Genomic DNA, 12,855 nt, shown 5'->3' with positions numbered 1-12,855 from the left:
CGATCGGATTCGCGGGGGCGCCGTTGCCCACGGAACAAAGTATACGCCAGCCTCAAGGCGCTGTCAATAACCCCCGAACGGTCGTCAACGCTCGCGGAAATGATGGGTAATGGGATACCGTCTGTCACGCCCAAAAGCGCGTGGCGTCAGTTTCGGACCAGGCGCCCCCTGGCGGCGCTTGTATTCGCTCCGACGCACCCGTTCGGCGACCTGTTGGACGATCGCTTCCGGATATCCGCGGGCGACAACGGCCGACACGGGCAGATCTCGTTCCATGTAGAGCTCCAAAACAGCATCCAGGACGGGGTAAGGCGGCAAATCGTCTTCGTCCTTCTGCCCGAGGCGCAGCTCGGCAGAAGGAGCCTTTCTCAGCACCGACAACGGGATCACCGGCCGACCCTCCCGGCGGTTCCGGTACTCCGCCAGACGATAGACAAAAGTTTTGGGGACGTCCTTGAGTGGACAAAAGCCGCCCGCCATGTCCCCGTAAAGCGTCGCGTAGCCCACCGCCATTTCACTTTTGTTGCCGGTCGCCAGAACCAGCCAGCCGAACTTGTTGGACAACGCCATCAACAGGCTCCCCCGGATACGAGCCTGCAGATTTTCTTCCGCCACGTCGCCCGAAAGCGAGACAAAAGCGGAATCGTCGAAGGCGGGCGCGAGGGCGCGGCGATAGGCGTCAAAAATTTCCCCAACGGGTATGGTGAGCAGACGAATCCCCAAGTAAGCCGCCAGTTCCTCCGCATCGCGCATGCTGGCCTCAGAGGTGAAAGACGAAGGCATCCGGACTCCGATCACCTGCTCGGGGCCCAACGCGTCAGCGGCGATTGCCGCCACCAAGGAAGAGTCAATCCCGCCGCTTAAGCCCAGCACCGCCTGAGAAAACCCGTTCTTGCGCGCATAATCCCGCACCGACAGGACGAGGGCCGCATAGACCTCGGCCTCCCCTTCCAGCACCGGAACCTCCCGCCGATCAAGCGGGGGCTTTTCTCGAGCGGCGCTTCCGGCCTCCGAGAGGCGGACGCCGAACGCCGGATCTTCCGCTTCTGCAACGCCGTCCCCCTCGTCATCGAGGTCCACCGCCCAAAGCGGACTTGCCTGCTCTGCGCCGGGCGGCACGTGACGCCAGCGGGGTTCGTGCAAACGCCTCGGGAAGGCTTCTCCGACGTCCAGATCACACAACACCAGATCCTCTTCGAAAGCTTTTCCACGGGCCACCACCTCTCCGCCCGCATCGATCACGAGGCTACGGCCGTCAAAGATCAGCTCGTCCTGCCCCCCGACCAGATTGGCGAAGACGATGACCACGCCGTAGTCGCTGGCCCGGGTGCGCAGCATGCTTTCCCGAATCGTGGACTTGCCGGCATGAAAGGGAGAGGCTGAAAGATTCAAAATCACCTCGGCGCCGCCATTCCTCACCTGCTCGCGATAAGGCCCGACCGGGGCCCACAGATCCTCGCATATCGTGACGCCCATGGTCACGCCCGCCAACCGAATCACCAGAACCCGGTCGCCGGGGCTGAAATACCGCTCTTCATCAAATACCCCGTAATTCGGGAGAAAACGTTTCCGGGCCACCGCCCGCACGGACCCGTTGCGGATCACGGCGGCGGCGTTGTAAAGGTCGCCTTCCCGATCGACAAATCCCACCAGCGCCGTCAGTTTCGGCGGAATCCGCCCGGCCACCCACTTCAGCCACCGCAGGTTGGCCTCGACAAAGGCGCTGCGGAAGACAAGATCTTCCGGAGGATAACCCGTCAGGGCCAGTTCAGGAAAGACGACCAGGTCGGCCCCCATCCTCCACGCCCGCTCCGCATAGCCCGTGATCCTTTCGGCATTTCCAGCGAGATCCCCGACGGTGACGTTAATCTGGGCGATGCCGATGCGCAGCCGACCCACAGAACCCCCCCTTTTCATCCGGAAAACCGCACCGCCGGAAGGCCACGCCGCGCTCCATCTGCCCCATCACGGCCCAAATCGGCTGCCCGGCAGGGTGGTTAAGCGCCGCCGGGAACCAGCCATCGTTCCAACCCCTCCTGCCACTCCCGCCGAAGCGCCTCAACGGGAAGATCGATGAGCGACCGCCCGAGCGCTGCCCCCTCTTTCGGCGACGGCTGCAGGACGGCCAGACGGAACCGGCCGTCGGCCGTGACTTCTCCCAACAGGCGGATGGGGACATCGTGCTCGAGCGCCAGGTTTCGCAACCGCTCCACATCCTCTCGTCCGACCGTGACCAAAACCCGGGACTGCGTTTCCCCAAAAAGCTGGCCGTCCGCCCGTCCCGGTCCGAGGGGCACGGTCACGCGGCATCCCCTCGCTTCCGGTAAGGCCTGGATGCACATTTCCGCGAGCGCCACGGCTAGTCCTCCCTCGGCCACATCGTGGGCGGCGGTGACGATTCCCTGATGGATGGCGGCGAACACGCACTCCTGAAGCCTGCGCTCCAGATCCAGATCGAGCTCAGGGGCATCCCCCGCCACCACCCCGTGAATCACCCAACAATACTCGCTTCCGCCGAGATGCGCACCTTCCGGCTGGCCGAGCAGGACAATCACGTCCCCCGGGCGTTTGAATCCCGGCTGGACATGGCGCTCGACATCGGGAGAAACGCCGACCATGCCGATGGTGGGCGTGGGATAGATCGGCCGGCCCTCGAACTCGTTGTAGAAGGACACGTTGCCGCCGGTCACGGGCGTGCCGAGGGCCCGACACGCCTCCGCCATCCCTTCCACGGCCTCCACAAACTGCCAGTACACTTCCGGCTTCTCCGGATTGCCAAAATTGAGGTTATTGGTGACGGCCTGCGGTTTTGCACCGACACAGACCACGTTGCGGGCCGCTTCCGCCACCGCGATCGCCGCTCCTCGACGCGGATTCAAGTAGCAGTACCGGCCGTTGCCGTCAATTTTCACCGCGACGCCCTTTTTCGTCCCCGGCAATCGCAGCAGCGCTGCGTCTCCCCCCGGGCCCACCACGGTCCCCAGGCGGACATGGTGGTCATACTGCGAGTACACCCATTGGCGGCTGGCGATGTTGGGCGAAGCGATCAGCTTGCGCAGCACGTCTCCGTAGTCCTCAGGCTCGGGAAGGCGGGCAAAGTCAAACGCCCGAAGCGGCCGAAGATAGGCCGGTTCCCGGGCGTCCGGCGTATACTCTGGCGCGCCGTCGGCCAAGGACCGAACCGGAACTTCCGCCACCACCCGAGCGCCTTCCTTGACCCGAAAAACGCCGTCATCCGTGACCACGCCGATCACCGCCGCCTCGAGCCCCCACTTGCGAAAGATGCGGACCGCTTCCGCTTCACGGCCCCGCTCCAGGCACACCACCATGCGCTCTTGGGATTCCGACAGCATGACCTCCCACGGCAGCATCCCCTCTTCCCTGCGCGGCACTTGAAGGACATCGATTTCCATGCCCACACCGCCCCGATTGGCCATTTCCACGCAGGCCGAAGTGAGGCCACCGGCACCGCAATCCTGAACCCCCACGACGCCCCCCGCTTTGTAAAGTTCATGAAGGGCCTCCATCAAGAGCTTCCCCATGAAGGGATCGCCCACCTGAACGGCCGGTCGGTCCGCTTCCGACGCCCCGGAAAGCTCCTGGGACGCGAACGCGGCCCCGCCGATGCCGTCCCGGCCCGTGCGGGCCCCCACCACCAGAATCGGGTTGCCGGGCCCCTGAGCGATGGCGCGCTGGATCTCCTCCCGCCGCGCCAATCCCAAGCCCATGCTGTTGACCAGACAATTGCCGCTGTACGCGGGGTCAAAGTACACCTCGCCCCCCACGGTGGGAACGCCCATGCTGTTGCCGTAGTGCCCGATCCCTGCCACGACGCCGGACAACAGATACCGCTGCCGGGCCTCGTCCGGCCATCCAAACCGCAAAGAGTCCAAAAGGGCGACCGGCCGTGCTCCCATGGCGATCACGTCCCTCAAGATGCCGCCTACGGCGGTGGCGGCGCCCTGAAAAGGTTCAATCGCGGACGGGTGGTTGTGGGACTCGATCTTGAAGACAAGCGCCAGACCATCCCCCAAATCCACAACCCCCGCGTTTTCCCCGGGACCCTGCAGAACATGAGGCCCCTTCGTGGGCAGGCGGCGAAGAACCGGTTTCGAGTGCTTGTACGCGCAGTGCTCGGACCACATGACCGCGTACATCCTGAGCACCGTTTCGCTCGGCTCGTTTCCGAGGTCCTCGCAAATTTTGAGGTATTCTTCCTGCCTCAACCCTAAAACGGCCCACAACGGGAGGCTAGCCGACATGGAACACCCTCCCCTTGGTCAGGTAATGAATCATCGACGCGAAAATCCCGCATCCATCCTCCGATCCGAGAACGGCCTCACAGGCCCGCTCCGGATGGGGCATGAGCCCCATCACGTTTCCGGCTTTGTTCATGATGCCGGCAATGTGATGCAAGGAGCCGTTGGGATTGGCCGTTTCGGTGAGCTGACCGTCCGGGGTCGCGTAGCGCAACAGCACTTGTCCCCGCTTTTCGATCTCGGCCAGCGCGTCGGGATCCGCATAGAAATTCCCCTCGCCGTGGGAAATCGGGATCCGGAGCACCTGCCCCTTCCGGTAGGCGGAGGTAAACGGGGTGTCGGTGCGCTCCACCCGAACGTGGGTCCATCCGCAAACGTAGCGAAGGTGGCGGTTTCGCTGCAGCGCTCCGGGAAGCAAGCCGGCCTCGGTCAGAATCTGAAAACCGTTACAAATCCCCAAAATGAGCCGCCCTTTTTCCGCGGCGGCATAAACCGCCTCGATCACCGGCGTCCACCGCGCCATCGCCCCGGCCCTTAAGTAATCACCGTACGAAAAGCCCCCGGGCAAAATCACGGCGTCGTAACGCTCCAGATCCCGCTCCTCATACCACACCAATTCCGCGTCTTGATGCAAAAGATCGCGTAGCACCCGCAAAACGTCGATCTCGCAATTCGTTCCCGGAAAGACCAGAACGCCGAATTTGGCCATTCCACTCACCTCTCCGCGAGGATTGGGCAAGCCCGTCACACCTTCCCGATGCTCACCGGTCATCGCCCGCCTCTTTGAGCGTCAGCTGGTACGTCTCCAGCACCGGGTTGGCCAGAAGGCGCCGGGCCATCTCCTCTGCCTGGGACTGGGCGTCCGCGGGCGACGGCGCCTCCAACCAAAGCTCGATCCACTTGCCCACCCGAACGCGTTCGACGCCGTCGAAGCCCATCGCGCGCAACGCCCCCTCCACCGCCGACCCTTGCGGATCCAAAACGTCACGCCGCAAGGTCACCCGAACCTCTGCCTTATATCGCATGGACCTCGCTCCTTTCCGCGGAAATCGTATCGAATCCGCCGCCCCTGTCCTGGGGTGCTCTTCCAAAAAACGCAGCCCGGGCGGGGAGATTTCACCGTGAAACCTCCCCGCCCGGGCTTTTATCCCCACGGTGTAACGGCAACAGCGCCGCTTTGGAATTCCTCGCTCGCCGCCTGTGCCGCTCGGACCAGACCAGGCCTTCTTCGCCTGCGGAACCCTAGGCACACTTTCACCGTACGCCCCTTATACGTTTTCCCTGCACGCCTCGCCCCGGCCCTTGCTTTCCAACGCCCATCCTACCGGAGGAATGAACGGATGTCAACCGGCTACTCCCACTCGATCGTGGCCGGGGGCTTGGAGGTAATGTCGTAGACCACGCGGCTGACGTTCGGCACCTCGCGCGTGATGCGATGTCCAACCCGCTCCAGAAAATCCCACGAAAAACGGAAATAATCGGCCGTCATGCCGTCTTCGCTCGTGACCGCCCGAAGCGCAACGGTATACCCGTACCGCCGCTCGTCGCCCATGACGGCCACGCTCCGGGAATTGACCAACACCGCAAAAGCCTGCCAGATGACCTCGTAGAGGCCGGCCTTCCGGATCTCCTCAAGAAAAATCGCATCGGCTTCCCTCAGAATGGCCAGTTTTTCCTCGGTCACTTCGCCCAGCACCCGGATGGCCAGACCCGGTCCCGGGAACGGGTGTCGAGTCACGATGGTTTCGGAAAGGCCCAGCTCTCTTCCCACCGCCCGCACCTCATCCTTGAAGAGAGAGCGCAACGGCTCCACCAGGCGGAATCGCAAATCTGGCGGGAGGCCTCCCACATTGTGATGGGTCTTGATGACGGCCGTCGGGGCGCCGGGCGTGGCCCCCGATTCCACGACATCCGGGTAGATGGTTCCCTGAACCAGGAACTCGAATGGGCCCAATCGCCGAGCTTCCTCTTCAAACACCCGAATGAACTCGTGGCCAATGCGCCGCCGTTTTTCCTCGGGGTCCACCACCCCCTGGATCGCCCGCAGAAAACGGTCGGCCGCGTTCACGAGCACCAGCGGGACGCCCAGACGTTTCTGAAAGGTGTGCATCACCTCTTCCCTTTCACCTTTGCGAAGAAAACCGTGATCGACAAAGAGGCAGGTCAGGCGATCCCCGATCGCCCGGTAAACGAGGGCCGCGGCCACCGCGGAATCGACGCCTCCCGACAGCGCGCACAACGCCCGGCCGGCACCGATCTCCCGGCGAATCGATTCCACCTGCGCGGCCACAAAGTTTTCCGGCTTCCAATCTCCCCGCATGCCGACCACGCGGTAAAGAAAGTTCTCCAAGAGGCGGTTCCCTTCCAGCGTGTGCACGACCTCAGGGTGAAACTGCACGCCGTACCGGCGCCGGGCGTCGTCTCCGATCACGGCGATGGGCGTGGCTTCGGTGGAAGCCAGCACCCGGAATCCGGGGGGCAGCTTCTTGACCGAATCGACATGGCTCATCCATACCTGGGTCCGTGGCTGCAACCCCTTAAGCAGCGGAGAGTCCGGTTCAAGGATCTCGAGCAGCGCTTTTCCGTATTCTCCGCGGTCGGCCCGCTCCACTTGTCCCCCCAATTCCTGCACCATCAGCTGCATCCCGTAACAAATACCCAGAATCGGAACGTCCAACTCAAAAACCTCGGGATGGCAGCGAGGGGCATCCGCGTCGTACACCGAAGAAGGTCCCCCCGACAGGATGAGCCCCCGCACCGACGGCGTTTGAAAACGATGCGGAGGGGTGGTATACGGCCAGATTTCGCAATAGGCGCCAAGTTCCCGAATTCGCCGGGCAATCAACTGGCTGTACTGGCCGCCAAAGTCCAAAACCACAACGCGCTCGGTTTCGGAGATCGATTCGGACATGGACAAAACGGTTTCCCTCCATCACTCCACCGTGACGCTCTTGGCCAAATTCCGTGGCTTGTCCACGTCAGCGCCGCGGGTCACGGCCGCATAGTAGGCCAACAATTGTAGAGGCACCGCCGCCACCACCGGCATCAAAAGCGGGTGAACCGCGGGCAACATCAACGTCGTTTGGGCGTGACGATCGACGCCGGCCAGGTCCTGACGGGCGATGAGCAACACGTCCGCGCCGCGGGCCCGCACCTCTTCGATGTTGCTGATCATTTTTTCCCTCTGGTCAGGCTGCGTCATCAGGGCAATCACCGGCGTGCCCGGTTCGATGAGCGCCAGCGTGCCATGCTTCAGTTCGCCAGCGGGATAGGCCTCGGCATGAATGTACGAAATCTCCTTCAGCTTGAGCTGCCCCTCAAGGGCGGAGAAATAATCGAGCCCGCGGCCGATAAAGAAAGCGTCGCGCCACGTCCGCGTGCGTTCCCCGATGGCGCGCACGTCCTCCTCCAGCTCCAACGCCTGCTCCAAAGCCTCCGAAAGAAAGCGCAGCGCCTCGAGCAAGTCGCGCCGCTCCTGCTCGCCGGTATGTCCCGTGATCTCGGCCAGGCGGAGCGCCAAAAGCGCCAGCGCCACGACCTGGGTGGTATACGCCTTCGTCGAAGCGACGGCAATCTCAGGGCCGGCCCACGTGTAAACCACATCGTCGGCCTCGCGGGCCACCGAGCTGCCCACCACATTGGTGACGGCCAAGATGCGGGCCCCTCGCCGTCGGGCCTCCCTCAAAGCGGACAAGGTGTCTGCCGTTTCGCCCGACTGGCTGATGGCGACAAACAGCGTGCGCTCGTCAATCAAAGGATCGCGGCTGCGGAACTCCGAAGCCACCTCGTTCCAAACCGGGATGCCGGCCAGGCGCTCGATCAGCCGTCCTCCAATCAGGCCCGCGTGATAAGCCGTCCCGCAGGCCACCAAATACACGCTGCGGAGGCCCCGAACCCACTCCGGATCCAAGTGCACCCCGTCCAACAAAACGCCGTCACCGCTCCGGTTGATGCGGCCGGAGAGCGTATCCCGCACCGCCTGCGGCTGCTCATGGATCTCTTTGAGCATGAAATGTTCGTACCCGCCTCGCTCGGCCTGTACGGGATCCCAGTTCACCCACATGGGCGCGCGCGTTACCGGCGTGCCGTCGAGCCGGATGAGCTTGACGCCGTCGCTGGTCAACACGGCCATCTCTTCTTCTTCCAGAGGAATGACCCGGCGGGTGTAGGGCAAAAGCGCCGGGATGTCCGAGGCCAGGAAATTCTCTCCCTCACCGAGGCCGATGATCAAAGGAGATGCCCGCTTGACGGCCACGATCTTGTCCGGCTCTTGCCGGCTCATCGCCACCAGGGCGTAGGCCCCCTCCAGGCGGGCCGCCGCCCGGCGCACCGTGTTCACCAGATCGCCGTCATAAAGGGCCTCGATCAGATGGGCGACCACCTCCGTGTCCGTCTCCGACGTAAAGCGGTGTCCTTGGGCCTTCAGCTCATCGCGCAGCTCGGCGTAGTTCTCGATGATCCCATTGTGCACCACCACGTGGTCCCCCGTGCAGTCCGCGTGAGGATGGGCATTTTCGTTCGACGGCTGCCCGTGTGTGGCCCAGCGGGTATGGCCGATGCCGAGGGTTCCTCGCAGAGGCCGTTCGCCCACGAACGCCTCCAAATGATCGATCCGACCGTTCCGCTTTCGCACCTGCACGACGCCGTTGTCATAGACGGCAATGCCGGCCGAATCATAGCCGCGGTACTCCAGGGCGCGCAAACCGCGAATCAGGATGGGAACCGCCTGCTTTGTTCCCACATACCCGACGATCCCGCACATACGGCCGTCAACCTCCTCTCTCTTCTGCTCCACTCAAGCGTCAACCGAGCGGCCAAGGGAGGATCCGAGCAGAAGAAAGAGGGAAAGCCAAACGCGCGTCAGGCCACCTGGCCTGTATTGTCCCCGGGATCGCTCCCGGGATTTGCCAGGCCGCTCACGGTCGTGGCCAACCGTGGGGAGATCCGCCGAACCCTCGACACACCCCATCCTCGTCAACTCGCCTCCGCCGCGGGAGACGAGTCCTGGCGCTAGCGAAGCACACCTTCGCTTTCCGAATTTCAATTCTGACCGCCGTTTCCCATTTTCTCTCTTCTCTCGAATCCTCTTTCTCCTGGCCATGCCCTGCCACGGTAAAACCGTTTATGCCGTGCCTTTTTTGTCGCTCCCCCCTTTCACGGTACACTCCCTAGTATATGCACCATCTGCGGGCTGTCAACGGATGGTCCTCACCGGGCCAGACAGAAGGGCGCCGCCCGACGAAAGGACATCGTGCAACAAAAAGACAGGCCTTTCTACGCCAAAAGGCCTGTCCCTCACATCAAGATCTAGCCTTTCAAGGCCTTTCGGATTCGGTCAAGCGCTTCCTTGAGCCGTTCTTCTTTGAGACTAAGGCTGATGCGCACATAGCCCTCGCCGTACTGTCCGTAACCCACGCCTGGCGTCACCACCACCGCCGCCTCGGTCAAGAGCAGTTCTGCAAAGGAGGTGCTGGTGTGTCCCTTCGGCACCGGGACCCAAAGATAGAACGTTCCCTTGGGCGGCTCGACCTGAAGGCCGGCGGCGCGCAACCCTTCCACCGCCAGATCCCGGCGGCGCTGGTAGATGGCATTCATCTCCCGGATGAACGCCTCGCTTTGGGGATGGGTGAGCGCTTCAACGGCCGCCATTTGTATGGCCGTAAACTGGCCCGAATCGGTGTTGGTCTTGATAATGCCGAGTCCCTTGTAGAGGGCGTCGGCGTTCCCCACCGCCGCGGCGATCCGCCACCCCGTCATGTTGAAAGGCTTGGAGAACGACCAGAACTCGACGGCAACCTCCTTGGCCCCCGGCACCTGCAGCACCGACGGGGCGACGTAACCGTCAAACGTCGTCTCGGAGTAGGCGTTGTCCGAAACCAGGAGGATGTCATACCGCTGGCAAAACGCCACGACCTCCTCATAGAAGTCGAGGCTGGCCACGGCCCCGGTGGGGTTGTTTGGATAATTGAGAAAGAGGAGCTTGGCGCGCCGCGCCACCTCTTCCGGGACGAGAGAAAGGTCGGGCAGGAAGTTCCGCTCCCGGGTGAGCGGCAAGAAATACGGGGTCCCCCCCGCCAGGGACGCGTGGATTTGATAAACCGGGTAGGCCGGGTCCGGAATCAGGACGACATCGCCGGGATCGACGTAGGCCCAAATGAGATGAGCCAGACCCTCTTTGGAACCAATGAGGGTCAGAACTTCCTGTTTCGGGTCCAAGTCGACGCCGAAGCGCCGCTTGTAGAAGTCGGCAACCGCCTCCCGGAAAAGAAGATGCCCGTCATAATCGGGATATTGATGCCAGCGGGAATTCGCCACTTCCCGCTGCATGCGCTCCACGACAAAGTCGGGCGTGGGCAAGTCCGGGTCTCCGATGCCGAGAGAGATGACGTCGACGCCTTTGGACATCAGTTCGGATTTCTTCTTGTCGATTTGGGCAAAGAGGTAAGGCGGCACGGTCGCAATGCGTTGGGCAACCTTTGGCATGCCAAAGCCTCCTTTTCGGTCAAACTCGCGTTCCTCGTCCACGCTTGCCTTGCGCCTTAACGCAATGTATCAATTGTAACCGAACATTGAGAGACTCGTAAACATCTCCGACACGGACGCGCCGGCGCTCTGAACACGTTGCCCCGAAACCCGCACGACCGCGAGAGAAATGAGGCCATCATCGCCCAAACGGACAGGCACGACCCCTCCGTCAAAGACATAAGATACCTTGATAAAATTGGGCGGTCGCCCGGCCAAACCGGAATCGGAAGCCGGCAGCGTCGGCCTCTTCACCGGTCGGACGGCGACCGACGAGGGCAGTTGACGAGAGGGGTGAACCATTCATGTGCGGCGTCGTGGGCTGGATCGACTGGAATCAGGACCTGACGAGGCAGCGCCCAGTGCTGGAAGCCATGACCAACACGCTCGCCTGCCGCGGCCCGGATGATTGTGGCTACTGGGTTTCCCGGCACGCCGCCATCGGTCACCGGCGACTGATCGTCATCGACCCCGCCGGCGGAGAACAGCCCATGGTCCGTGACCACGGCAAACATCGGTTCATCCTGACCTACAACGGCGAGCTTTACAACATCCAGGAGTTGCGCCGCGAGCTTGAGCGCCGGGGACACCGGTTCCGCAGCTCTTCAGATACCGAGGTGGTGCTGGTGGCGTTTATCGAATGGGGCGTCCACTGCCTCGAACGCTTCAACGGCATCTTCGCCTTCGGCATCTGGGACGAGGGCGAGCAACGGCTGTTCCTGGCCAGAGATCGTCTCGGCGTCAAGCCCCTGTTCTACACCCGAAGAGGCCACGCGTTTCTCTTTGCGTCCGAGATCAAAGCGCTGCTGGCTCACCCCGATGTGAAGCCGATCGTCGATGCCGAGGGCATGGCGGAAATTTTCGCCCTTGGTCCGGCACGGACCCCCGGCCACGGCGTATTCAAGGAGATCCGCGAGCTGTTGCCCGGACACTTCCTGCTTTGGGACCGCGGCGGGCTTTCCCTGAACGCCTACTGGGCGCTGGAAAGCCGGCCCCATGAAGATGCCTTCGAGGACACCGTTGCCCGCGTAAGAACCCTCTTGATCGATGCCACCGAGCGGCAGCTGGTATCCGACGTTCCCATCGGCGCGCTTCTATCGGGCGGCCTGGACTCCAGTGCGATCACCGCGTTTGCGGCACAGGCCGTCGCGCGACGGGGAAACGGTCCACTGCGAACGTACTCGGTGGACTACGCCGACAACGAACCCTATTTCCGTCCCAATGCCTTTCAGCCCGAGATCGACGCCCCTTACGCCCGTTTGGTCTCGTGCGCCTACGGCACAGACCATCGAACGGTATGGATCACCACGGCCGACCTCTTCGAAGCGCTGTCGAAAGCGGTGAAGGCGCGCGATTTGCCCGGAATGGCCGACATTGATGCCTCCCTCTACCTCTTTTGCCGGGAGATCAAAAAGGAAACTACGGTGGCGCTGTCAGGAGAGGGAGCGGACGAAATCTTTGGCGGATACCCCTGGTTCTTTCGGGACGAGGCGCTGCAAGCGGACACCTTTCCCTGGTCGGTGAAAACGGAGGCGCGGCTGAAGATCCTGTCGCCGGACGCCGTCCACCTCATCCGTCCCCAAGCCTACCTGGAGGAGCGCTATCGGCAAGCCCTGGCCGAGGTGCCGCGCCTGAAAGGGGAGGAACCCGCCGAAGCCCGAAGACGGGAAATCGCGTATCTCACCCTGACCCGCTGGTTGCCGGTGCTGCTCGATCGGATGGACCGGATGGGCATGGCCGAGGGGCTGGAAGTGCGCGTGCCCTTCCTGGATCACCGGCTGGTGAAATATGTCTGGAACGTTCCTTGGGAGATGAAAACGGCCGGGGGGCGAGAAAAAGGGTTGCTGCGCCGCGCGCTCGAAGGCGTGCTTCCCCCTGCGGTCCTTTCGCGAAAAAAGAGTCCTTACCCCAAAACCCATCATCCCGCGTATCTAGAAGCCGTACGCGAGTCGTGTCCGGTATCATGTGTAAAAACGGATGGTCCAGGTAACATAAAATGAGCCATCCGGCCCTCTTTGGTAGAATGTGAGACGGAGAAGAAACCACTTCACCAGGAGGGATACCGGATGGCTCA

8 protein-coding genes and 1 riboswitch are annotated in these 12,855 nt (G+C 62.7%); of the genes, 1 reads left to right on the top strand and 7 read right to left on the bottom strand.

The window, feature by feature from the left end; translation table 11 throughout:
• Positions 1–84 precede the first annotated feature (84 nt).
• From SA87_RS06205 to SA87_RS06175, 7 genes are all read right to left on the bottom strand, one after another.
• Positions 85–1,899 carry an NAD+ synthase gene (locus tag SA87_RS06205; protein WP_211264173.1) on the bottom strand — a complete coding sequence of 605 codons (1,815 nt, stop codon included), beginning with the start codon at positions 1,897–1,899 and terminating at the stop codon, positions 85–87.
• A gap of 98 nt (positions 1,900–1,997) precedes the next feature.
• Positions 1,998–4,262, bottom strand: coding sequence for a phosphoribosylformylglycinamidine synthase subunit PurL (gene purL / locus SA87_RS06200; protein WP_066200782.1), 2,265 nt, complete (start codon positions 4,260–4,262; stop codon positions 1,998–2,000).
• Positions 4,252–4,968 (bottom strand): phosphoribosylformylglycinamidine synthase subunit PurQ, encoded by a 717-nt coding sequence (purQ, locus tag SA87_RS06195; protein WP_066200779.1) that lies wholly within the window; start codon positions 4,966–4,968, stop codon positions 4,252–4,254. Before purQ ends, purL begins: the two co-directional genes overlap by 11 nt.
• A gap of 52 nt (positions 4,969–5,020) precedes the next feature.
• Entirely contained in the window at positions 5,021–5,284 is a 264-nt protein-coding gene (purS, locus tag SA87_RS06190; protein WP_066200777.1) for a phosphoribosylformylglycinamidine synthase subunit PurS, read from the bottom strand.
• Between the two features lie 106 nt (positions 5,285–5,390).
• Positions 5,391–5,516, bottom strand: a riboswitch (guanidine-I (ykkC/yxkD leader).
• 94 nt (positions 5,517–5,610) lie between these two features.
• Complete coding sequence (guaA, locus tag SA87_RS06185) at positions 5,611–7,170, bottom strand: glutamine-hydrolyzing GMP synthase (protein ID WP_066200775.1); 1,560 nt, start codon at positions 7,168–7,170, stop codon at positions 5,611–5,613.
• A 21-nt stretch (positions 7,171–7,191) separates the two neighbouring features.
• Positions 7,192–9,021: a glutamine--fructose-6-phosphate transaminase (isomerizing) gene (gene glmS / locus SA87_RS06180; RefSeq protein WP_066200772.1), complete on the bottom strand. Its 1,830-nt coding sequence runs from the start codon at positions 9,019–9,021 to the stop codon at positions 7,192–7,194.
• Positions 9,022–9,566: 545 nt separating this feature from the next.
• Complete coding sequence (locus tag SA87_RS06175; protein ID WP_066200769.1) at positions 9,567–10,742, bottom strand: LL-diaminopimelate aminotransferase; 1,176 nt, start codon at positions 10,740–10,742, stop codon at positions 9,567–9,569.
• Positions 10,743–11,086: 344 nt separating this feature from the next.
• Here SA87_RS06175 and asnB point away from each other — a divergent pair, with 344 nt between their 5' ends.
• Complete coding sequence (gene asnB, locus SA87_RS06170) at positions 11,087–12,781, top strand: asparagine synthase (glutamine-hydrolyzing) (protein ID WP_082718382.1); 1,695 nt, start codon at positions 11,087–11,089, stop codon at positions 12,779–12,781.
• The last annotated feature ends 74 nt before the right edge of the window (positions 12,782–12,855 follow it).

Source organism: Hydrogenibacillus schlegelii, from assembly GCF_001653195.1.
GTDB classification, from domain to species: domain Bacteria; phylum Bacillota; class Bacilli; order Thermicanales; family DSM-22653; genus Hydrogenibacillus; species Hydrogenibacillus schlegelii.
The sequence above is the reverse complement of the archived record's forward strand: the minus strand, read 5'-3'. Positions and strand labels throughout refer to the sequence as shown.

Excerpts from the sequence above, each read along its gene's own strand:
- purL (WP_066200782.1), bottom strand. The coding sequence starts at position 4,262 with ATGTCGGCTAGCCTCCCGTTGTGGGCCGTTTTAGGGTTGAGGCAGGAA.
- purQ (WP_066200779.1), bottom strand. The coding sequence starts at position 4,968 with ATGGCCAAATTCGGCGTTCTGGTCTTTCCGGGAACGAATTGCGAGATC.
- purS (WP_066200777.1), bottom strand. The coding sequence starts at position 5,284 with ATGCGATATAAGGCAGAGGTTCGGGTGACCTTGCGGCGTGACGTTTTG.
- guaA (WP_066200775.1), bottom strand. The coding sequence starts at position 7,170 with ATGTCCGAATCGATCTCCGAAACCGAGCGCGTTGTGGTTTTGGACTTT.
- glmS (WP_066200772.1), bottom strand. The coding sequence starts at position 9,021 with ATGTGCGGGATCGTCGGGTATGTGGGAACAAAGCAGGCGGTTCCCATC.
- SA87_RS06175 (WP_066200769.1), bottom strand. The coding sequence starts at position 10,742 with ATGCCAAAGGTTGCCCAACGCATTGCGACCGTGCCGCCTTACCTCTTT.
- asnB (WP_082718382.1), top strand. The coding sequence starts at position 11,087 with ATGTGCGGCGTCGTGGGCTGGATCGACTGGAATCAGGACCTGACGAGG.